General features: G+C 32.9%; 15 protein-coding genes. 11 read left to right on the forward strand and 4 right to left on the reverse strand.

The window, feature by feature from the left end; genetic code table 11:
• The first annotated feature begins 3 nt into the window (after positions 1 to 3).
• From N5D90_RS01345 to N5D90_RS01385, 9 genes are all read left to right on the forward strand, one after another.
• A complete protein-coding gene (locus N5D90_RS01345; RefSeq protein ID WP_280061317.1) occupies positions 4 to 474 on the forward strand; it encodes a hypothetical protein in 471 nt (156 codons plus the stop codon).
• A gap of 34 nt (positions 475 to 508) precedes the next feature.
• Positions 509 to 1,003, forward strand: coding sequence for a hypothetical protein (locus N5D90_RS01350; protein ID WP_280061318.1), 495 nt, complete (start codon positions 509 to 511; stop codon positions 1,001 to 1,003).
• On the forward strand, positions 1,003 to 1,476 hold the full coding sequence (locus N5D90_RS01355) for a hypothetical protein (protein ID WP_280061319.1): 474 nt from the start codon (positions 1,003 to 1,005) through the stop codon (positions 1,474 to 1,476). Before N5D90_RS01350 ends, N5D90_RS01355 begins: the two co-directional genes overlap by 1 nt.
• A gap of 38 nt (positions 1,477 to 1,514) precedes the next feature.
• Positions 1,515 to 1,682, forward strand: a complete 168-nt coding sequence (locus N5D90_RS01360; protein ID WP_280061320.1) for a hypothetical protein — start codon at positions 1,515 to 1,517, stop codon at positions 1,680 to 1,682.
• Between the two features lie 12 nt (positions 1,683 to 1,694).
• Entirely contained in the window at positions 1,695 to 6,386 is a 4,692-nt protein-coding gene (locus tag N5D90_RS01365; protein WP_280061321.1) for a hypothetical protein, read from the forward strand.
• A gap of 8 nt (positions 6,387 to 6,394) precedes the next feature.
• A complete protein-coding gene (locus N5D90_RS01370; protein ID WP_280061322.1) occupies positions 6,395 to 6,814 on the forward strand; it encodes a hypothetical protein in 420 nt (139 codons plus the stop codon).
• Positions 6,804 to 11,759, forward strand: coding sequence for a phage tail protein (locus N5D90_RS01375; protein WP_280061323.1), 4,956 nt, complete (start codon positions 6,804 to 6,806; stop codon positions 11,757 to 11,759). The genes N5D90_RS01370 and N5D90_RS01375 overlap by 11 nt, the downstream gene beginning before the upstream one ends.
• A gap of 2 nt (positions 11,760 to 11,761) precedes the next feature.
• Positions 11,762 to 12,064: a hypothetical protein gene (locus N5D90_RS01380; protein WP_280061324.1), complete on the forward strand. Its 303-nt coding sequence runs from the start codon at positions 11,762 to 11,764 to the stop codon at positions 12,062 to 12,064.
• Between the two features lie 229 nt (positions 12,065 to 12,293).
• Positions 12,294 to 13,130 (forward strand): DNA adenine methylase, encoded by an 837-nt coding sequence (locus N5D90_RS01385; protein WP_280061325.1) that lies wholly within the window; start codon positions 12,294 to 12,296, stop codon positions 13,128 to 13,130.
• 29 nt (positions 13,131 to 13,159) lie between these two features.
• Here the strand turns inward: N5D90_RS01385 and N5D90_RS01390 are convergent, their stop codons facing one another.
• The 4 genes from N5D90_RS01390 to gldJ form a co-directional block, all read right to left on the reverse strand.
• Positions 13,160 to 14,284: an endonuclease gene (locus N5D90_RS01390; protein WP_280061326.1), complete on the reverse strand. Its 1,125-nt coding sequence runs from the start codon at positions 14,282 to 14,284 to the stop codon at positions 13,160 to 13,162.
• 267 nt (positions 14,285 to 14,551) lie between these two features.
• Entirely contained in the window at positions 14,552 to 15,076 is a 525-nt protein-coding gene (locus N5D90_RS01395) for a hypothetical protein (protein WP_038331434.1), read from the reverse strand.
• 21 nt (positions 15,077 to 15,097) lie between these two features.
• Complete coding sequence (murF, locus tag N5D90_RS01400) at positions 15,098 to 16,378, reverse strand: UDP-N-acetylmuramoyl-tripeptide--D-alanyl-D-alanine ligase (protein ID WP_280061327.1); 1,281 nt, start codon at positions 16,376 to 16,378, stop codon at positions 15,098 to 15,100.
• Positions 16,379 to 16,443: 65 nt separating this feature from the next.
• Complete coding sequence (gene gldJ, locus N5D90_RS01405; RefSeq protein WP_280061396.1) at positions 16,444 to 18,072, reverse strand: gliding motility lipoprotein GldJ; 1,629 nt, start codon at positions 18,070 to 18,072, stop codon at positions 16,444 to 16,446.
• Positions 18,073 to 18,236: 164 nt separating this feature from the next.
• On the opposite strand from gldJ, the gene porU reads away from it, so the two are divergent.
• Both porU and porV read left to right on the forward strand, forming a co-directional pair.
• Positions 18,237 to 22,103: a type IX secretion system sortase PorU gene (gene porU, locus N5D90_RS01410; protein ID WP_280061328.1), complete on the forward strand. Its 3,867-nt coding sequence runs from the start codon at positions 18,237 to 18,239 to the stop codon at positions 22,101 to 22,103.
• 36 nt (positions 22,104 to 22,139) lie between these two features.
• Complete coding sequence (gene porV, locus N5D90_RS01415; protein WP_038331444.1) at positions 22,140 to 23,345, forward strand: type IX secretion system outer membrane channel protein PorV; 1,206 nt, start codon at positions 22,140 to 22,142, stop codon at positions 23,343 to 23,345.
• Positions 23,346 to 23,427: the final 82 nt, after the last annotated feature.

The following is a 23,427-nucleotide window of genomic DNA, read 5'->3' on the forward strand; positions in this document are numbered from 1 at the left end:
ATAATGTCACAAGAAAATATCACTCGCGAGGAGTTAGCTCCTAAAGCATCAGAAATGATGAAAGCACACAATTTACAAGAAGTATATGTGTGTTCGGATAAACAAGGTTTTACAGACAAAGAACGCGCAAACGACCATAGTCGTTATTTGAGTGATAAAGCAGTTCATCATTTTACTTCAGATTCAGTATTGATTTACGAAGAAGGAAAGAAAGAACCAGTTGCAAAAGTTAAAGCAACTGAGACAGATGAAGAGCGTCAACAATTGGCTGCACGTTACGAAGAGTTGTATGGTAAAAAACCTGCTCACAATATTGGAATTGAAAAACTAAAAGCTCAAATCCAAGAAAAGGAAACCGAATTAGCTTCTAAATCTGATGAAACAGGTCAAGAAGAAACAGGTTCTTCAGAAGAGTCAAAAGATAATTCTGAACAAAAATCAGAAGAGAATCCAGCTGACAAAAAAGAGGATTAATCAGTGTTTAAACATATTTTAAAACATATTTAAAATGGCTACAGTAAAAACATACGGCTTAAAAAAGATTAGTTCAGCAGAAGTTTCAGCAGATGGAACGATGCCAGCGGTATTAGAAGAATTATGTCAAACTTATCGAGATTCGTGTGAGTTCACAGAAGATGATCCACAAATCACGGATGAATATTCTGATCAAGAAGATGATCCAATTCAAACATTCGCGATTAAAGGTGCCAAAAATATCAAGCTTTCAACTTTTGATTATTCACCTGAGACACTTGTTAAAGTCAAAGGAGGTACAATTGTCAATGGACAATGGGCAGAACCACCGGTAATGCCTGAGATTTACCAAGCAATCGAATTATTAACGAATACAGATTTACCATTTCATTTCCCGAAATGTCGTGTAATTGCGAAGTTTAATACCAAGTTGGTGAAAAATGGATTGTCATTGTTAGAAATCACTTTGCGTCCTCAATCACCTGGTCCAGGAAAGCCAGCAGTTTTAATTGGTAAGAAAACGCCTTAATGGATTTCAAACTTGAAGAAAGAGCTGCGAATATTATATTAAAAAGAGGTGTTAAAGTGCCAGTCACGGCACCTCTTTTTTTACGCTTATTCGGAACGAAAAAAATAAATCTCGTGGTGAAAGCTCTTTCAATTTACACCTTAAAACGAGTAGCTGTGCATTATTTACAAATGCAAATCAAATCAACTGAAGAAATGACAATTCCTTCAGGGTTTGAAATCATCCAACTTCATGATAAAGCAGTAAGTAAGATAATCGCTGAATCAATTTTAAATAATCGTTGGTTGAAGTTTTTAGTTCCATTTGTAGCTTATTGGCTTCGTGGAGGACTTCAAGCAACAGAATTATTTTCATTGTTTCAATTGGTTATTGTTTATGGAGGGATTCAGGATTTTATCAATACTATCAGATTAACGGAGGCGACACGAATAACGATGCCGATGAATCTGAGTCAGAAGGAGACGACGAGTTAACAAGCGAAAGCTTCCATAGCGTTGCAGGTTTTGTTTGGATGGTAGCAAAAGAAACAGGTTGGTCATACAATGAAATCATCTACAATACAAGTTTTGCTGCATTACAGTTAATGATTGCTGATGCACCAAAAACATCTTACAAAAAGAAAGGAAAAGAAGAATTCGAATCCGATGAGGATTTGGCAAATTGGCTAGGTGCTGAATAGAACAAAAAAAACATGAGTGATTTAGACCCAATAGAATTAGGTATTGCGATTAATTCAGAAGAATTAATGCAAGAGTTTCAGAAAATGATGACTTCATCTGATCAGTTGGATAAGTCACTAGAAAATACAAAAAGAAAATTTAACGAATTTGTACAAGCTCAATTAACTGGTAATGGAACATTGAGCGAAAATGCTAAGTTGACAGAAGCTCAATCAAATGCAATAAAGCGACACGCAGAAGCTTTGGTTTGGCTAAAAGAACAGGTCGCAAATACTTTTGATCCTACACAATTAAAGGTGTATGAATATCAAATTCAACAGGCTGAGAAAGCTATTCAAAACATTATAGATTCAGCGAATCAAGGTGTTGAGTTTATGGATCAGGCACAACTTGAAGTTGCGAATAACAAATTAGTTGAAGCAGGTAAATTGATTGATCAAATATCTGATAAAACTTTTACACCAAATTTCGCAACTCCTGAAGAATTAGAAGTTTTATCTGAGCATATAAATGCTGCAGAAAATGAAATGGATCAGTTGGGTGTTGTGATTGATTTTGTATCAAATAAATTGGCAGACATTGATCCAGCTTCAGAAGAATTTGCTGCACTTGCAAATGATATCAACGAAGCAAACGAAATGTTAGGACGTTCTCCTGCTATTTATGACGCTACTGGAAATAGTATCGATCAAATGAAAGATGCTTTAGCAGAATTTCAAGCACAATTATCTACAGAAACTGATCCAGCAAAGGTTCAAGCACTAAATCAAAATATTGAAAACCTAGAAAATTCTATCAAAGCAGTTAAAAATGCAGGTAGAAATGGTTTTGATGAGTTTGGAAATAAAATCGTTGAGCAAAAAGAAACTACTGTTCAATTGCAAACAGAATTGGAGAATTTAATTCAACAAATGGCTCGTTTACGGTTAGAAAATCAACAAGGTTCTGAGGAATATCAAGCATTAAGCTCGCGTGCTACTGAGATTCGAACAGCTTTAAATGGTGTTAATCAAGAAGTAAATTCAAGTGCAAGTGTCTCGGCTAATCTTGATACTTTGGTACGTGCAACTACTGCAATCACAGCAGGGTTTTCTATGGCTCAAGGAGCAGCTGCTTTGTTTGGTTCAGAAAATGAAAATGTACAGCAAACAATTGCTAAAGTAACTTCTGTAATGGCTATTCTACAAGGTTTGCAACAAATTCAAATTGAATTGAAGCGATCTGATTCCGTTGTAACAACAGGACAAATTGCTTTACAACGTTTATATACTATAGTCGTTGGAAATTCAACAGGCGCATTGAAAGCGTTTCGTATTGCTTTGGCGGCAACAGGGGTTGGTGCTTTTATTTTATTGCTTGGAGCTTTGATTGCTAATTGGGATGAAGTAAAAAAAGCGATTGGTTTAACTTCAGATGAATTGGAAAGCAATATTGAAGTTGGTAAAAAAGCTAATGATTTATATGCAAAAAAAATATCACTCCTTCAGTATTTAGTTAAACAAAATAAAGACACAACTTTATCTGAACGTCAGAAAAAACAAGCTGTAAATGAGTTTAACAAGGAACTTGGCGATACGCTTGGAACTGTAAAAGATTATGCAGAACTCGAATCAAAAATTATTGCTCGAGCACCTGAATATGTAAATTATATGCAGATTAAAGCGCAAGCTGATGCTGCCTATATTTTAAGTTTAGAAAAACAAAAAGTTTTACTTGAGCAAATTACAGCTCTTTCAACTGGAGACTTGGCCTGGTATGAAAAAATCAATCAAACGATTGAAAAATGGGATGTTTCTACCAATAACTTTTTTGGAGGTAAAAAGAAATTAAAAACAAATATATCTAATGAAGAGATTTTAAACTTCTTAAACTATCCAACGAAAGAACAAGCGCTGAAAGCGTTGAAAGCACAAGGTTATGATCAGGTAACCATTAAGTATGTTGCAGATATGTACAAACAGCAAGTTGATGGAAACAAATTGCTTAATACATCAATGGATTTAATGGGTAAAGCAAGTGAAGCGGCAGATAAATTAAAAATAGTAACAGATAAAGGTGTGTCTGCTGAAATAGAAGCTGCTGAAAAACAATTAGAGATAGCCAAAGCACGTGGTAAAAATACAGAATCATTAGAACGATCTATTCTCAATAAAAAGATTGCATTCTATAAAAATGATAAAGCTGAGCACGAAAAATGGACGCAAGCCAAAGCAGTATTTGAAGCAAGTGTATTGAAAAAACGTGACGAAAAATCGGAAGAAGCTCTTAAAAAGAATGAAGCAGCTCAAAAAAAAGCTATTGAAGATGCGAAACGTTTAAAAGACGAACAGCTTAGTGTATTACAAGATATTGCTGATACAGAACGTGATGTTCATAAACAAACTTTAGAGCAAAATGCACGCGAAATAGAAGATATAAAAGATAAATACACAAAACTACGAGAGGAAGCTAGAAAAGCGAAACTTGGTTCTCAGGTTCTCATCAAAATCGATACTCTTGAAAAAACTGAAACTTCTAATGTTACTTATGCACAAGGTACAGATGCATTACTGAAACAACTTGAAAAAGAGAAAGAAATTTTTATTGCTTTTGAACAGTTAAAAACTAAAGTTGGAGCTGAAGAGGTTACAAAGCAATATCAAAATCAAATGAATGGTTTCTTAGATTTTGTAAGTCGACTTCAAGATGAAATGGATAAAATATTAACCAAACCACTTGATCAACGAAGTAATGTAGAGAATAATCGTTTAAAAGCACTTGAAGATTTACAAACAAGATCAAAAAAAGAAAGTGAAGATTCTGAAAATCAAAAATATTTGGCAGCTTATGAAGCTACTTTAACATATCAAGATAAAATTAAACAAATAGATGCAGATTATTTGTCTACCAAAAAGGAATTAGAAAAAATATCAGATACAGAAATTAGTACCGCAAAACTTCAAGAGCTTGAAAAACAAAAGAAAGCAAAGATTAATGCTGTAAAATCAGAATATAACGAATCATTGGATATATGGCGAAATCTATCTTCTGATTTAACTGGGATTTCTCAGAAAGAACTTGATGTACGCATTGCTTCTCTTGATGAATATTATAAAGAAGCTAAAGATTATTTAGATGAAGATCAAAAAAACTTTATTGATTCCGAGTTAGAACGTGCTAAAAATGTAAAAGGTCGCTCAGAGTTAGAAACTCGCGAAAATATTGCACTTGAAAAAAAGAAAAAGATAAAAGCTGAAATCGCAAAATATCAAGGAAAGCAAAATGAATTAGTTGCACAAGAGGTTGCTAATTTGGAATCTGTCAATCAAGAACTGGAGTTAATTCAGTTGGAAAAAATGCAAAAAGTTGTTGAAGGATTTCAAATTGTATCTCAAATATCTGGTGCGTTAGCAGATGCTTTTGCAGATTCTAACGAAGAGCTTTCTCAGATCATGAAAACCATTTCTGAATTAGCAGATGATGTTGGTAAAGTTGTGAATGCCTTTATGAAATCTATTTGGGATGGTATTGTCGCGCTTATAGCTGCATTAGTGAAATGGATAGGTAAGTTATTCTCAATGGGAAAAGCAGCTCGAGAATCTCGTAGAAAAGCAATTGAAGAACTTAAAAAATGGCAAGCTGAAATCATTGCTCAACAGTTAGAATACAATAAAACTTTACGGGATCGTGAATTGATTGAAACTCGAATAAATGATCTTTATGTCTCTCGTGTTCAAAATATCCGTGAAGAAATGGAGGCTTTGAAGAAAAATAAAGCTTCAGTTATGGATGATATGAACAATGTTTGGAAACGTTTACTTGGTTCCGATTCTCTATATGATAAAACCTTTAAAAAGAAAGGAGGTTTTCTTGGTTTTGCTAAAAAAACCAAAGTAGTTGATCATTATGATTCAGTAGCTAATTTACTTGGAATAGATAAAAACACTCAGATAACAGATGAACTATTTGCTAAACTTGAAAAGTTAAACGCGATGAAACCTTTAACAGGTGATGCAAAAGAAGCCTATGAACAATTGAAGAAATTGAAAGAAGAGTATGGTTCTATCGACGATGCTTTACGTCAATTGGAAATAGATTTGAAAAACGCTGTAACAGGTACGACTTCTCAATCTATTGCAGATTCAATTATTGAAGGGATTAAATCGGGTAAAAAGTCTTTCGCTGATTTCGCTGATGATATTGAAGGTTTCCTTCGTAATGCAATATTAGCTGGTATGTCTGCCAAAGTTCTTGAGCCTGAAATGCAAAAGCTTCAGGATTTACTTTATGAAATGATGGGCGATGGTGTTTTATCTGAAGAAGAACGTAAACAATGGCAAGAAATGTATTTGAAGCTTGCACAAGATGCGCAACAATACATGGACATGATGAACCAAGCAGGCATAAATATGACAGGTTCTGTTTCCTCTGCAAATTCATTGAAAGGAGCTATAGAGGGAATATCAGCTGAACAAGCAGATTTGTTGGCTGGTCAATTTGGTGGTTTAAGACTAACACAATTAGAAACAAATAATATTCTGAAAAATGGTGCTGCTCAGCAATTAGCTGCAACAAGTAGAATGATTGAAGTTCTAGGTGCTATCGAAAATAATACAAAACGTACTGCAAATAATACCGAATTATCATTGTCAGAATTAGCTAAAATAAAAGAATTATTGAAGAAAATGGCTGATGATGGTGGTCGTAGTGGTGGAATTCCTTAATAGAAATTATGGCTGATAAAATAAACAATCAAGATTTGAAAGCTTCTTACGGGCTTGCAATTTTAACAGGTCGTGAAAAGTTATTGTCTTATCCTGAACGTAAAGAACCATTAAATTTTGATTGGAACGATCAAAATGGGAACGAGTATCATTTAGGAAAAGTATTTTTTAAAGACAATGAAGTTGTATTACAATGTGCAATTATGGCAAATGATAATGTTGAATTCTGGACGAAATATAATGCTTTTTTCAAAGAGATTTCAAAACCAAATTGGCAGCAGTTGTTCATTGATGATCACGATATGACTTATGATTTTTTCTATAAGTCAGGAAACAATTTTAAACACTCTTTAAAACGCCTTAAAAACGTAGTTAAAGTGTTTGTAAAATTCGATTTAACCATTCAAGTAAAATCAAATGTATTATAATATAAAAAGAAATAATCAAACTATTGCTTCAGTTGTAGCTGAAGGAACTTATACAGCTCAAATTATGGGTGAAGAAGTTGTAAATATGAGTTTTACTCTTTCTGAATCAGTTGAGTTTTTAATTGGTGATTATGTCGAAATCTATGGGCAAAGTTTTGTTTTAAACCTTGCGCCTGAAGAAGAAAAAATAAGTTCAATTCAATTCAATTATACCTTGCAATTTGAGAGCATTAAGTATGAGTTAGGAAAAATACAATTGCTTTTTCCTGACTCATCTAATGCACTTACTATTTCTGATTTTTCGATAATGGGAGACGCGCATCGTGTATTAGAATTGATTATTCAAAATGCAAATCGTGTCCAAAATAATTGGAAACTTGGAATTGTAGATGATACAGAAACGAAGAATTTTTCTTTCTCTGCTCATAATCTTTTAACAGCATTAACAATGCTTGCTGATGAATTTGAAAATGAATTTTGGATTGATAAAGACAAAACAATTCATTTTACGACAAAGAAAGAGTTTTCAGGTCTAACGTTGCAATATGGAACTCGAAAGGGGCTTAGATCATTGTATCGTTCACGCGTGGATTCATCAAACATTGTTACTCGTTTATTCGCTTACGGTTCTGAAAAGAATATTTCAAGTGAGTACCGTAATTATAGCAAGCGTCTAAAAATGGATGTTCCTTATTTGGAAGCAAACGTGGATAAATTTGGAATTATAGAGCATACCGAAATGTTTGACGATGTTTACCCAAATAGAAAAGGAAAAGTAACGGCAATAAATACTGATAACTTTCTTCAATTTACAGATGATGGATTGGAATTCGATTTGAATTCGTCTGATGTATTGATTCCAAATACAACTGTAAAAGTTACGTTTAATACAGGTCAATTAGCTGGATATACATTAGAAGTCAAAAAACATGGTTTTAATTTCAATACTAAAACTTTTGAATTACAACCTGCAGAACAAGAAAAAGCGATTACAGTTCCAAGCGAGTTAATGCGTCCAGCTGTTGGTGATGAATATGTCTTAACAGATATTATCATGCCTCTACAATATGTCACAGAAGCTGAAGCAGAATTAAAACGACGCTCAGAAGAATATTTAACAGCGAATTGTTTACCTCGTTTACAATATAATGTGGTATCTGATCCATTCTACTTTGAGGCTCAAAACATAGACATTGTTTTAGGAAAAACTATCAAAATGATGGATGCAGATTTTAATTTAGATGCTGATATCAGAGTAATTGGATTGACAAAGAACTTGCAAGATCAATATGATGTAAGTTTTGATTTAGCAGATGAAGTACAAGTTTCTCGTATTGTTCGCGAGTATTTAGATGATCAGCGATGGGCAAATCAAGTGATTACTCATCAACAAAAAGTTGATCGTAACATTCGACGTAATTATCAATTTACAAGAGAAATTCAAGATAATATTTTTGACACCGATGGTTATTTTGATACGGATAAAATCAAACCATTATCTATTGATACAAAAATGTTGTCTGTTGGTGCAAGAAGTCAACAGTTTCAAGTACAAGATGTACAGATGAATATTGTTGATAATTCAACAATTCGTAATACGTCAGGGCAAATGGTACATTTTACTATTGCAGATTCTGAAAGAGTTTGGAATATTTTAGCAACACAAATCAATAATATCTCAGCTGTATTTAATTATATTTATTTAAGATGTCAACGAGAAGGAAATCAAGCCAGTTTTTTAATTACTACTGAACAAATAAAATTTGATGCTGATCCAAATTTCTATCATTTTGAATATGGATATCTCTCTTCAATAATGGAAGGATTTCGAAAGATTAAAACATCTTACGGATTCTCAACGATCAATGGTGGCGAAATTACTTCAGGTAAAATATTAGGACAAAACGGTGATTTGTTTATTGATATTGATAATCGAAAAGTTGTTGGTAAAATTGAATTCACATCAGATTCTCCTGCTTTTTCGCAAATTCAAATTAATATTGATCAATCCAAAACTGACAGTATAAATGCATCAAAAGCATATTCTGATGCTCAAGACGAATTGAAGAGAATTCAAACCGAAGCTTATGCCGATGGTAAAGTTACAGCTGCTGAACAACGAGCAATTGACGATGCGACTGCCAAAGCTGAAGCTGCTAAAATTTATGCTGCGGCACAAGATAATTTACTTCGTGTTCAATTGGAAGCGTACGCTGACGGTCAAATAACAGCTGAGGAGCAACAACGTATCCAGCAAATGCAAGACAATTTAGCTGCTGCAAAAGCGTATGCAGATGCGCAAGCTAATTTAGCGAAAATTGCAGCTGCTGCTTATGCTGATGGTATTGTTGACGAGGAAGAAGCGCGAGCGATAGCTGATGCGACTGCGAAAATGGAAGCAGCGAAATCCCATGCACAAGGATTGGTTAATAACATTCAGATTGGTGGGAGGAATTTGTTTAGGATGGGAATGTTAGGTGGGATATCCGGTGGAAGATGGAGTGCCAAAACTGAAAATTTAAGTATAGAAGGTAATAAGATTACAGTTGTTAGCAATCCAACGGACGTATTTGCTACTACGTTCCATACCAAAGGCAGGGAAATAACAATATCAGGAAGAACTAATATCCCAATTATGAGAGCCTTTATAAACCCATACAATTCGGCTGGAGTCAAGGGTGCAGAGAGTGTTATTACTACGCAAATGGATGGTGAAAACTTTTTGTTAACTTATACCCTACCAGAAAATACTGTAAGAGTAGACTTGGGGTTGGGATTTTACCCATTTAGTACGTATGGCACTTATTGGGTAGATGATGTTAAAATCGAACAAGGCAACAAAGCCACAGATTGGACGCCAGCGCCCGAGGATGTGGAAGCTAACATTCTGCAATCCAAAACAGATAGCATTAACGCTTCTAAAGCATATGCAGACGCACAAGACGAAGTAAAACGTATTCAAACACAAGCCTATGCTGACGGCAAGGTTACAGCTGCTGAACAAAGAGCAATCGACGATGCTACTGCTAAGGCTGAAGCTGCTAAAGTTTATGCTGCTGCACAAGATAATTTGTTGCGCGTTCAATTGGAAGCTTATGCCGATGGTGTTGTAACAGCAGAGGAGCAAGAGCGTATCCAGCAAATGCAAGATAATTTAGCTGCGGCGAAAGCTTATGCAGAAGCTCAGGCTAATTTGGCGAAAATTGCAGCCAATGCATATGCTGATGGAGTTATTGATGAAGAAGAAGCACGAGCGATAGCCGATGCGACTGCTAAGATGGAAGCGGCTAAAGCTCATGCTCAAGGATTGGTCAATAACATTCAGATTGGTGGGAGGAATTTGTTTAGGATGGGAATGTTAGGTGGGATATCCGGTGGAAGATGGAGTGCCAAAACTGAAAATTTAAGTATAGAAGGTAATAAGATTACAGTTGTTAGCAATCCAACGGACGTATTTGCTACTACGTTCCATACCAAAGGCAGGGAAATAACAATATCAGGAAGAACTAATATCCCAATTATGAGAGCCTTTATAAACCCATACAATTCGGCTGGAGTCAAGGGTGCAGAGAGTGTTATTACTACGCAAATGGATGGTGAAAACTTTTTGTTAACTTATACCCTACCAGAAAATACTGTAAGAGTAGACTTGGGGTTGGGATTTTACCCATTTAGTACGTATGGCACTTATTGGGTAGATGATGTTAAAATCGAACAAGGCAACAAAGCCACAGATTGGACGCCAGCGCCCGAGGATGTGGATAACGCAATAAATGAAGTTAAAAGAAAAGCAGAAAATGCATTAACACAACTAACATCAATTGCAAATGATAACATTTTATCTCCATCTGAAAAACAACAAGTAGCGAATGAGTGGAATCGTATTAAGAGTGAATACACAAGCAATTATAGTTTAGCGATTAACAATGGAATCTCAACAACAAACTTTACAAATTCATATAACGACTTATATAATTACATCACGCCGTTATTGGTTAACATTTCAGTTGATAGTCCGATTGTAGGCGATATTTTTCGTGCCAAATTCAAAGCTTATTACGATCAAAACATTGCTTTAATTGTCGCTGTAAATGAAAAGCTACGTTCAGGAATTAATACAAACACAGGAGCAATTAATCAGCTTAATTCAACTTTAGAGAGAATTAATAAGGTTACAAGTTTTTTAGGGACAACTGTCGATAATAATGTGATTGCAACTGGAGTTGTGTTGGTTGGTCAAGGAGCTAATGGAACTGGAGGTCTTTCAGGTATAAGAGATAACAATGATGATTCAATTTTTCTTTTCGCAGGAGCCGATTTCAATAATAGATATCGCGCACGTTGGATAATGTCTCACGGCGGGTTTGAACGTGGTTACCATAGCAATGGAATTTTAGGTTTTGAACGTGGATATGACGGCTCTAAATGGATTTTTAATATGTACAATGAATCAGGAGCGCCATTGTTTCAGCTTGATTCTGTTCGTGGTTTAGTACCTGTTTATTATACATCGGAAAGTTGGTCGCGATCAACGTTATTGAAAACTAACATTACAACAAGAGATTACAATACAGTCAAAAATGATTTAAAAACATTTATTGAAAACAATGTAAATGTAGATTCAAAGCGACATATGCCTGACGAGTATTTTCCGTATATCTATTGGGTGTATAAGTATAGTTATACAAATGTGTACATATGTTGGGAATATTATAATGGCACGCATCCAAATAACGCGCAATATGCTAATTATGTTGGTTATAAAACAACTAATTCAACGAGAGTGGATAATATCACGGACGGTTGGTATTTCCGAGCGATGGAAGGCGTTTTTTCAATGCGAGACGGAACAACAGGAAATCAAAAATTTGAACAATATTCAACAGTTTATTATGTTCAGGCAGGTAAAATAGTAGAAACACAAAATTTAAATTATATCAAATAACAATGGAAACAAATCAATTCGAATTAGTGCAGCGTTCAATCACAGAAATACTTTCAGAAAGCATTTCAGAAACGCATCAAGCAATTTACTCATTTAATTATGAAAATGGTCAGAAACCAAAAGTAATCAGTTTCTATGTGTCTGCTAAAGCAGAGTCAAACGACAAGTTGATAACAGGAAGTTATTTTGCGGAGATTGGTCAATTAGATTTCAAAATTTCGAAATCAATTCCAAATTTAGGCGCAACTATCGATCATGTTACAGCTTATTGTAAGACTATTGTAGATGGTTTTGAAGTAGAATAATTTATCGAATAAAATTCGGTAGAGTGTCCCGTTATTCTAAAAAGCTTTAACGCTGCACTATAAAAGAAAAGGAGGTAAAAGTATCCTCCGACATTTAAAAAAAACTCTCACATTCATTTTAAACTGACGCATCAAAGGTCGTCGGAGGACATAAGTCTTCTGATCCTTTGATGCGTTTATATTTTGATGAATGTGAGAGATGCAAATATATTAATAATTAGAGTAAAAAATGAAAAATTACACACAAAGTCCATTGCCTTTTCAAGGGCAAAAGAGAAAATTTTTAAGCCATATAAAGGAAGTTTTAGTAAATAGTTCAGATAATGCAACTTATGTTGATTTATTTGGAGGTAGTGGTATTCTAAGTCATACTGTAAAACAACTAAAACCTAATGCAAAAGTTATATATAATGATTATGATGATTTCAGCAAACGATTAACAGCAGTTGCTCAAACGAATGTATTACTTGATAAAATTAGAGCAATTACAAACGGATTGCCTAAAGATAAATTAATACCTGAACCGTATAAATTGAAACTATTAGAATTGATTAAAGATGAAGAATGTAGATTGGGATATGTTGATTATATTACTTTATCCAGTTCATTATTATTTAGTGCAAAGTATGTTACTAATTACAATGATTTAGCAAAACAAACCTTTTATAACAATGTACGACAAAGTAATTATGTGACTGATGACTACTTGAATGGGGTAGAAATCGTTCATCAAGATTATAAAGATTTGTTTGATCACTATAAAGATTTGAAAGATGTAGTTTTCTTAGTTGATCCACCATATTTGAGTACTGATTGCTCAACTTACAATAGTAATAATTATTGGAAATTAAAGGATTATTTGAATGTTTTGGACGTATTAGTGAATACAAATTACTTATACTTTACGTCTAATAAAAGCCAAATCGTTGAACTTTGTCAATGGATGGAAGACAGAACCTCAATTGCTGAAGTAAATCCATTTAGTGGCTCTACAACGGTTTGTATCAACACAACGCTTAATCATTCTGCCAAGTATACCGATATGATGTTGTATAAGTTGAATTAAATCTATATTAAAAGCCGTTTAAATCATACTTAAACGGCTTTAATATTTGTGATTTTATTATACATTTCGTTTTGAAATTCTGTACTTTTCGTTTTGCGGATTATAATATAAACACCTGGAGTTTTGAAATTAACTTCAACTTCTTTTTGATTAGATGAATTTGAAACTTCATTAATTAATTGTCCATTGAAATTAAAAACAGAAACTTTTTGAATTGATTTCGAATTATTTTCAAGTTTAACTTTAATCGAACGATTTGTTGCGTTGTAAACTGAAACATCATCACGTTTTTGATATTCGAAATCTCCAGTTCCTAAATCCGAACCCCAAATTTTTTCAGCATATTCAGGATGATCAATAAATGGATTTCTATTTCCTTGGTATCTGTATACTAAATTATTAATGTCTTTTTCGCGATCAGAAACAGGATCATTTAAGTGCCAAGTCATTAATATTTTCAAGAAAGTATCTGTAAAAACTTTATCTTTTGTTTTATTAAACATAGCATAGGTCCAACTTTGAATACCATTTTCTTGATAGCGCGTAGCAAAATAAAAATAAGCACGAGCGATATCCCCTTTGAACTCATCAATTGGCTCGAAAACTGTTCCAGAATATCCTGCAGAGTATCCTGAATTTAAGTTACTTCCTAATTTAGAGCCATTTAGTGATGTGTATGTTGCATTACCAACAACACCATGAGGATAGTTACTTCTCATACCATTTACTTTACCATCAGTTGGCCAAATATGATATGGATCTGAAACCATAGGCGAATTCTCACTAAAAACACTCTGAGGGATTAAGTGTTCTCTATTGTAACAATCTCCTTCATTCTTGTAATTTCCACATTCTTTTTGACCAGGTGTAAAATTATATGGATCTTTAGCTGTTGCAATTTCAGAATAGATGTCTAAAATGGTATTATCTTTTTCATAATACTTATCTTGAAATCCATTATCAGAGTCAGTTTGTCTATATAATCCTTTTAAAGCATCGTAACTTTTTGTTGAATGACCTTTTATTATATTATACAGTTGAGTTTTTAATACGAAACCGCTACCAGTTGCATTGTTGTAATAATTAGCAGGCGCTTGAGCAAAAAGGTTAGAACCTACTAAAAAAATACTAAGATGTAAAATTATTTTTTTCATACAGTATGAATTTAAAAAGAGAATTAAGATACGAAAAATATCTTAATTCTCTCATTTATTATTTAATAATTATTTTTTGAATATAGAAACGTTTTTCAAAATTTTTAAATTGAAATTATTTAAATTTAGTTGCTCAACAAGTGGAAGCCTTGTATTATATAACAAAATTGTAGAAATCTGTTTCATATATTTTATCTTGAAAAGGTTACAAATGTAAATATAAAAAAGACATCTAAAATTAATAAATAGTTAAGTTTAGAGCTTCTTTTACTTACTGTAATTCTGATAAATCACCAATGAATCTTGAATTTGATTATTCAATAATTTATATAAATCTGGTTGGTTTAAAGAGACTCCACCTATCGATTTCAATTTTTTCTGAAAATTCTTAGAGCCTGACAAAAATTTTGCTCGATAAGAATCTCTATCCATGACTTTTTTGGCTTGTAAATCTTTAAAATCTTTTCTGATTTTTCGCGCATATAATTCAGACAAGTCAAATTGCAACTGCATTTCTTTTAAAATTTCTGCATGTTGCATAGATAGCCACGAATTACTTTCGTCAAATTTATTGGTAACCCAAAGTTCAGGAAGTTCTCCAGTAGATTCTGCAATTTGCCAACCTAATTTTGAATCTAAAAATCCTTGAGGAACCTTTGTTTGAATAGGTTTCTTTTTAAAGTTTTCGTAATTAAGTTTTACATCTTTTTTCCATTCAATTACAGATTGTGCTTGAAGAGAATGATATGTGAAAAAAGAAATTAAAATAAAAAATAAACTTGATTTATTCATCAGATAATCAGTGTGTTGATTTTAAATATTTTCTAATAAATCAAGTCTCATGCCATGAGAACCTTTTATCAAAATATTTTGAGTTTTGATTGGATTTTCTTTCAAATATTCTTCAAAGGCAACGCGGTTTTCAAATTTTTGAACTTTTGGATTATTCGTAATTGTTTCGCCAAAATTATGTCCTAAAATAAAAATTTGATCAAAATCTAAACTTTCAGCTAAATCTAAAATACGTTGATGCTCAGCTTTGGATTCTTCTCCAAGCTCGAACATATCACCAATAATAATTGTTTTAGAACCTTCAAATTTTGCAAAATTATTTAACGAAGCTTCCATACTACTTGGGTTTGCGTTGTAAGCATCCATCACAATTTTGTAATTTTCTTTATTGATAATTTGTGAACGATTATTTGATGGAAAATAATTTTCGATTCCGTTTTGAATAGATTTTGCGTCAATCCCGAAATGTTGTCCAATTGCAATTGCACACGAAATATTGCTAAAATTATAGTTTCCTGTTAAATGTGATTGAATTTTTAAATCTTGGTATTTAACCGCCAAATATTCAGTTTCACTTTCTATCAATTCGATTTGAACATTAGCATTATGTTGATCAGAAAATGTAATTCGATTAATATCCTCAGTTTTTTCAACTTGAATTGGATCATTAAAATTGACAAAAGCAGTTCTGTTATTTGCTCTCAAAAAATCATACAATTCAGATTTCCCTTTAATCACACCTTCAATTCCTCCGAAACCTTCTAAATGAGCTTTACCAAAATTAGTGATATATCCATAATCTGGTTGAGAAATAGAAGCTAATAATTCGATTTCTTTTTGATGATTCGCTCCCATTTCGATCACAGCCATTTCTGTATCTTCTGGAATAGAAAGAATTGTCAAAGGAACTCCAATGTGATTATTCAGATTTCCGAAAGTATAATGCGTTTTGAATTTCTCTTTTAAAACAGCTGAAATCAATTCTTTTGTCGTTGTTTTCCCATTAGAACCAGTCAATCCAATAAATGGTATTTTAAGGTAATTACGATAAGTTCTCGCTAAATCTTGTAGAGTTTCTAAAGCGTCATTAACCAAAAAAATATTTTGAGATGTATTTTCAAATTCTTTTTCGTCAACAATTGCCATTACAGCTCCTTGATTAATCGCTTCTTGAGCGAAAGTATTTCCATTAAAATTAGCTCCTTTTAAAGCAAAAAAGATACAATTTTGTGAGATGTTGCGTGTATCAGTCGTAACGATTTTCGATTTAAGAAATTGATCGAATATTTCTGCTGTTTTCATAATGTAAAAATAAAAAATCTCGATGAAATTAATCACCGAGATTTAAAATATTTTGAAAAGGATTATTATCCTCTACGTTTACGTTTTGATTCGAAACTACCAGAGTATTCTTGTGCTACACGGAAACCAATCCAGTTTGTTGCACTTGCTTGGTGTAAGTAGCGTCTTTGTCCTGGATCTATCCAGTAAATAGGGTCTTTCCAAGAACCACCTTTTACAACACGTGTTTCATCAGAGATGTCAGAAGTACGTTTAGAAGAATCTTTTTCTAAGATTACTCGACCTTTTTCATCTACCCTAAATTTACGTTGAGGAGCGTTGTACATATCTTCTGTCGCTTGATCAGCAGATTTACCTTCCTCAGTACGTGGTGATAAAGAAGAATTAGGGTCACCATCACGATAATTTGTTAAATCGTATTCTGTTTGTTTTTTGTAAGCACCTGGTAATCCTCTATAAACTAAACGTCCGTTGTCTAATGTATCATATTCAACATTTGTTTCGTCATATTTTTCAAAACCACCTGCTCCGTTGTCAATTTTTGTTTTTAAAATATTTCCACGGTAGTAGTTGAAATCGTTTGCTTCTTCGTCAATAATTGGACGATAAACATCAGAAACCCATTCAGCAACGTTTCCTAACATTCCATAAAGACCAAAATCATTTGATGGATATTTACGCACATCACTTGTAATTGCAGAACCATCGTTTCCAAATCCTCCAATACCAGAGTAATCTCCACGTCCTTGTTTGAAGTTATCTAAATATTGTCCTCTTTGAGCACCTTTTGTAACTCTCAAGTTATTTTGAGCAACATCTTTTCCTTTGTATTCGTTGTATTCACGATTTCCAGGTAAAGCTAATGCTGCATATTCCCACTCGGCTTCTGTAGGTAAACGGAAAGGTTGTACTTCGTCTGAACCAGTTGCACGATTTGCTTTTAAGATACGAGTATTTTGCGTTTTGATTTGATTCGCTTTCATAATTTTAGTCGAATCAATCGCTTCGTTTACATTTGTATCGCCTAACTTATATTGTTCAGCACTAAATGTTTTATTTCCGTAATTATACTCCTCGTTATTGTAATAATCTTTTGATAAGATTCCTTTGTTCATTAAAGATTTTTCAACAGCACGGTCTGTTAACCAATCACAATAATTAACGGCTTGTAACCAAGAAATACCAACTACTGGGTAATAGCTGAATTCTGGCGAAAATAAATAATTTTCTGTAGAGAAATCATCACGGGATAATTGATTGTTAAAAACCGTTTCATCTGGTAATGCTCCATTATAAATATCCTTGTATTGCGTGTCTTCTGGAGGGAAAACAACTTTCAACCAAGTTAAGTATTCTTTGTATTCATAATTTGTAACCTCAGTTTCACCAATGAAGAAAGATTTTACTTGCATACGAACAGGAGAATTATTCCAATCGTGTAACACGTCATCTTTCGTAATTCCCATCGTAAAAGATCCACCTTCGATGAAAACCATTCCAGGCCATGCTTTGATGTTTTCTTTCTTTTTACCTGAAAAAAACCAACCTTTACTATCGTTTGGTTTCCATCCTGTACGACTTGTGAAATTTTTTGTTCCACCTCCTTTTTTCTTTCCTGAACTGCTTGCACAACCCATGAATACACTCATAGTAACAGCTGCAAGGGCAAGAGAAAAAATACGTCCTTTATTCATTTTCATAGAATATTTCTGGTTTTCGAAAATTAAATTTAATGCAAATAAAAGCATTTGACATTAATCTTACAACGAAAAAATGCTTTATTTCTTGTATCAAACGTAAGAATTATTTTTTTATTTTACGATTGAAAATATATTTGTCAAAATAGCGTTATTCAGACATGAAGAAATATTTTATTTTAGTTGCAACTTTGCTTCAATTTCCTCAATTGTTTAGTCAAAATTACAAAATAAATTGGGAGAATAATCAAACAATTTCTTTAACGAATGGAAATAAGGTAAATGTGCCGTTTTTTTCGAATAAAGATAATTATTTTGTTGGAGGATATTTTCTTCCAGAATTTGTCGTTGAGTTAAATTCTACAAATCAAGAAGTTGAATTGTCAAATGTTCAATTTAGAGAAGTACAGAATGAATTGGCTGATTTGAATACCTCTTCGATTACAGATAAAATTAATTTTTCTTCATATAATATTATTGATAAAAATGGTCAGCAAAAACTGATTGTTAAAGTTGTACCATTTGTCAAAAAAAATGAAAAGATTTTAAAAATAGAATCTTTCTCAATTGTTCTGAAATCAATACAATCTCGAAAAATATCTTCTCGAAAATTAATTGATAATTCGACTACAAGTGTTTTGAAAACGGGAGATTGGTACAAAATAAAAGTTTCGAAAGATGGCGTTTTCAAATTAGATAAAAGTTTCTTTACTAAAAATGGAATTCCGACTAATTTTAATCCAAAATCGCTAAAAATCTATGGAAATGGTGAAGGGCGTTTGATGGAAAATTTGACGGAAGATAGAACTGGCGCTTTGAATGAAATTCCAATAAAATTTGTTGGAGGAGAAGACAATTCTTTTGATAATTCAGATTATGTTTTGTTTTATGCGAAAGGTCCACATCAATGGTATAGAAATAATACGACAACATTACAAGATGCAAAAGTTCGCTATAATTTATATGATGATTTTGCTTACTATTTTATCAGTTTTAATGGAGAAGATGGCAAGCGAGTAGGTGAGCAAACGCTTACTGCAAGTCCTGTAAAAACTTTTTCGACTTTTGATAATTTACAGTTTCATGAAAAAGATTCGATTAACTTAAATGGTCTTGGGCAAATTTGGGTTGGAGAAAATATTGGTTTAAATGGAGGTTTCAAGAAAACGTTCAAAGCGAATACTGTAAATGGTGGAGAAGCCTATTTGCGTTATGCGGTGGTTGGAAAAAGTGCAAACAATACTTCTTATAACGTCAATGTAAATGGACAAACTTTTACTCATTCTTTAGGAAACTCTTTATTTGATAGAAGTGTTCAAGATAAAACAATTTCATTAAGTTCTAATACGATCGATATTGCGGTTTCTTCTAGCGGAACAAATCCTTCTGGATTAGCATATTTAGATTATTTACAATTGCGTTTCAAAGATGGTTTAACCTATAACAATGAGCAATTCACTTTTCAGTTTTTAGAAGATATTAATAATGGAAGTGTGAATGCTTTTTCATTGAATAATGCTGCAAATGTTTCTGTTTGGAATGTTTCTGATATTCATTCAATTTCTTCAATTGTTCCACAAAGTAATTTGTATAAATTTAGTACAAATCATCTGAATCAGTTTGTCGCTTTTAAGGATGAAAATGCTTTTATAGATGCAAAATATGTAGGGAAAGTAGCAAATCAAGATATTCGTAGTTTAACTGATATAAATTATATAATTGTTACGCATCCAAAATATTTAGCAGATGCTCAACGATTAGCAGATTTCAGAAAAAATCATGATAAAATAAATGTTGCAGTTGTTACAACGGAACAAGTTTACAACGATTTTTCTTCTGGGAGTCAAGATCCTATTGCGATTCGTGATTTCTTTAAATTCTTAAAAGATGGGTCAAGTCCAAATTTAGAATATGGCGTTTTGTTTGGAGCAACAACCTATGATCCGAAAAACAGAGTAAAAGATTTTACAAATTATCTTCCAACTTTTACAGACGAACCTTCTCTTAATATTGATGGTGCGATTGCAACCGACGATTATTTTGCAATGCTATCTGATAATGTCGAAATGTTATCGAATAGTGTAGATGGAGTTTATAGTTACGATGCCAATTGGTTTGAAATAGCTGTAGGACGAATTTCTGCTTCTAACTCTGCTGAAGCAAAGGTTTTGGTTGATAAAATAATTTCATATTACGATAAAGTTCAAGGAAAAGGAACATCGTATGGCGATTGGCGAACAAAAATTGTTGCTGTTACGGATAATGATAATAATGTAAATACTCCAGGTTTAAATGCCAAAATTGATACCGAATTTTCTAAGCCTGAGAATCAAATTTATACGATTAATAAAATATATTCAGGAGCTCATCAACCCGAAAGTACTTCTGCTGGAGTTCGATACCCAACCGTAAATCAAGCAATTCTGAATGGAATCGAATTAGGTTCAAACTTCTTAATGTATTATGGTCATGGTGGTCCTCGTAGTTGGGCGCAAGAACGAATTATAACAGCAGAAGAATTAACAAATTTATCTAATTTTAATGCAGCCTATTCACGTTTACCTATTGTTACAACTGTGACGTGTGATTTTACAATTTGGGATTTACCGCAATATAATTCTGCTGGAGAAGCTATGTTGAAAAATGCAAATGGTGGAGCGTTATCTATGATTACGACTAATCGTCCGATTGGAACTGGTTATGGAGATTCTATGAATAATTTTTTGATTGAAGAATTTTTTAAGAAAGATATATTAGAAGAAAATCAAACAATTGGAAAAGCACTTAATCAAGCGAAAATTAAACATTCTGCAGGTCACACAAATAATAAAAGTGTAAGTATTCTTGGAGATCCAATGTTGTCAATTCATCGTCCGCAACAAGATATTGAAATCATCAGCATCAAAAATAAAAAAGATGTAGATGCTCTTGCAGGGGGTAAGATGCAAGCGTTAGATTTTATAACGATTACAGGTAAAGTAAATCAATTATCTAACACTACAATTGATAATAATTTCAATGGGAAAATTGCGATTAGTTTGTATGAAAAACCTGAAACGAAAACCATTTTATCGGAGTCTGATTGGGCTGGAAAAACTTTCGAAATAGAAAATAAAACAATTTATAAAGGAACAGGAAAAGTAGAAAACGGCGAATTTACGATTCAATTTTATGTTCCGAAAGATATCAATTATGAGCTAGGAAATCGTAAAATAAAATTTTATGCTTGGGATGAGAAAGATGGTAAAGATGCATCGACTTTAAAAACAATTACGATTGAAGGAATTAACGAAGAAGGATTGAATGATGATGAGCGTCCGCAAGGAAAATTATATATGAATAATCTTCATTTTGCGAATGGAGGAATTACAGATCGTTCGCCTTATTTGGTAGGGTGTTTAACTGATAATTCGGGTATCAATGCAACAGGATCAAGTATTGGGCACGATATTGTAGCAACCCTTGATGGAAAAGTACAAGATGCTTATGTGTTGAATGAATATTATGATGGAGGTGATGCAAATCCTTGTGTAAATAAGAATTTCGAGGATTACCAGAAAGGACAAGTAATGTATCAATTAAAAAATCTTGAACTTGGTCAACATACTGTGAATTTAAAATTTTGGGATATCAACAATAATTCGAATACTGCAACGTTAGACTTTGTAGTAATGGAAAATGGAACAGGACAATTGCATATTGATAAATTGTTAAACTGGCCAAATCCATTTACTAAGAATACGTTTTTCCATTTTGAACATAATTGTGATTCTGAGTTAGATGTAATGGTTCAGATATTTACAATTTCAGGAAAATTAGTCAAAACAATCCGAAAAACTGTTTCGGCAGAACCTTTTAGAGAAGGATATCGAACAGGTAAATATGCAATAGAATGGGATGGTTTGGACGATTTTGGCGATAAAATAGGAAAAGGTGTTTATATTTACAAGGTCAATGTAAAAGGTGTTGATGATACAGTTTGTAAAGGATCAGCCGCAGCAGTTGAAAAACTTGTCATATTAAAATAATAAATAAAAAGAAAAAATATAATCAATATAACACGAATGAAAAAAATTACCGCAAGCTTATTGATTTTAGCATCAGGATTTACGTTTGCTCAAGATACAGGAGGAAATGATACTGGGAACGATTATACAAAATCTAATCCAATTTTAACTGGAGCTCCATTTTTAAGAATTTCTCCAGATGCACGTGCAGGTGGTTTAGGAGATCAAGGTGTAGCCACATCAACAGATAATTATTCACAATACTGGAATGCGGCAAAATATGCTTTTGCACCAGATTATTCAGGAGTAGCATTTACTTATACTCCATATATGGGATCTTTGGTGAATGATGTTTTCTTATTAAATGCAACTTATTACACTTTCTTAGGACAAGATGAGCGTAGTACATTAGGAGCAAGTATCTATTATTTCAATATGGGAGAAATAGAACTTAACCAATTACAAGGAACTGATATTGTTTCGATGGGAAAAGCAAAACCAAATGAATTCTCTATCGATTTATCATATGGTTTACGTTTAACTGATAACTACTCGATGGCGGTAACTGGTCGTTTCATTCGTTCAGATTTATTCAATGGAGTAAGCGATGGTACAGTTCAGCCAGCAAATACATTTGCAGTTGATTTAGCAGGTTATTATCAATCAGAAACAATGGATACCAACAATTTTGAAGGTAAATTACGTGGAGGTTTCCAAATCTCTAATATTGGTCCAAAATTAGATTATTCAAACTCAGAAGATAATGCATCATATTTACCAACAACATTACGTTTAGGTGTTGGATATGATTTCAAATTTGATGATTACAATAAAGTAGGAATTACAACAGAATTTTCTAAATTATTAGTTCCAACTCCAACATATGAGAAAGATGAAAATGGAAATCCAATTCCTGGTACAGGATATATTCCTAATAAAGGAGTAATGTCTGGAATTTTTAGTTCATTTGGAGATGCTCCTGGAGGAGGAAAAGAGGAGTTAAAAGAAATTATGTATTCTGTAGGTGCAGAGTATTCTTATAATGATGCTTTATTTATTCGTGCAGGTTATTTTCACGAAAGTCCAATGAAAGGAGATCGTCAACATTTGACATTAGGTTTAGGACTGAAATACAATGCGTTTGCATTTAATGCGTCTTATTTAATTCCAATGTCAGATACAAACAATGCTTTAGAAAACACATTACGTTTCGGTATTGCTTGGAATTTTGGAGGAGAAACACAAAATAATTACGATTACTAGAAATCGTTAAGATTAAGTTATAATTGGCTAACCTTTTGGTTAGCCTTTTTTTATTTATTAACTTAAATCAAGTTTTAAATTA

Source organism: Empedobacter sp. GD03797 (genome assembly GCF_029842105.1).
Taxonomy (GTDB): Bacteria; Bacteroidota; Bacteroidia; order Flavobacteriales; family Weeksellaceae; genus Empedobacter; species Empedobacter falsenii_C.

What these genes read in the sequence shown, in the direction of transcription:
- N5D90_RS01345 (WP_280061317.1), top strand. Translation starts at nt 4, where the DNA reads ATGTCACAAGAAAATATCACTCGCGAGGAGTTAGCTCCTAAAGCATCA.
- N5D90_RS01350 (WP_280061318.1), top strand. Translation starts at nt 509, where the DNA reads ATGGCTACAGTAAAAACATACGGCTTAAAAAAGATTAGTTCAGCAGAA.
- N5D90_RS01355 (WP_280061319.1), top strand. Translation starts at nt 1,003, where the DNA reads ATGGATTTCAAACTTGAAGAAAGAGCTGCGAATATTATATTAAAAAGA.
- N5D90_RS01360 (WP_280061320.1), top strand. Translation starts at nt 1,515, where the DNA reads ATGGTAGCAAAAGAAACAGGTTGGTCATACAATGAAATCATCTACAAT.
- N5D90_RS01365 (WP_280061321.1), top strand. Translation starts at nt 1,695, where the DNA reads ATGAGTGATTTAGACCCAATAGAATTAGGTATTGCGATTAATTCAGAA.
- N5D90_RS01370 (WP_280061322.1), top strand. Translation starts at nt 6,395, where the DNA reads ATGGCTGATAAAATAAACAATCAAGATTTGAAAGCTTCTTACGGGCTT.
- N5D90_RS01375 (WP_280061323.1), top strand. Translation starts at nt 6,804, where the DNA reads ATGTATTATAATATAAAAAGAAATAATCAAACTATTGCTTCAGTTGTA.
- N5D90_RS01380 (WP_280061324.1), top strand. Translation starts at nt 11,762, where the DNA reads ATGGAAACAAATCAATTCGAATTAGTGCAGCGTTCAATCACAGAAATA.
- N5D90_RS01385 (WP_280061325.1), top strand. Translation starts at nt 12,294, where the DNA reads ATGAAAAATTACACACAAAGTCCATTGCCTTTTCAAGGGCAAAAGAGA.
- N5D90_RS01390 (WP_280061326.1), bottom strand. Translation starts at nt 14,284, where the DNA reads ATGAAAAAAATAATTTTACATCTTAGTATTTTTTTAGTAGGTTCTAAC.
- N5D90_RS01395 (WP_038331434.1), bottom strand. Translation starts at nt 15,076, where the DNA reads ATGAATAAATCAAGTTTATTTTTTATTTTAATTTCTTTTTTCACATAT.
- murF (WP_280061327.1), bottom strand. Translation starts at nt 16,378, where the DNA reads ATGAAAACAGCAGAAATATTCGATCAATTTCTTAAATCGAAAATCGTT.
- gldJ (WP_280061396.1), bottom strand. Translation starts at nt 18,072, where the DNA reads ATGAATAAAGGACGTATTTTTTCTCTTGCCCTTGCAGCTGTTACTATG.
- porU (WP_280061328.1), top strand. Translation starts at nt 18,237, where the DNA reads ATGAAGAAATATTTTATTTTAGTTGCAACTTTGCTTCAATTTCCTCAA.
- porV (WP_038331444.1), top strand. Translation starts at nt 22,140, where the DNA reads ATGAAAAAAATTACCGCAAGCTTATTGATTTTAGCATCAGGATTTACG.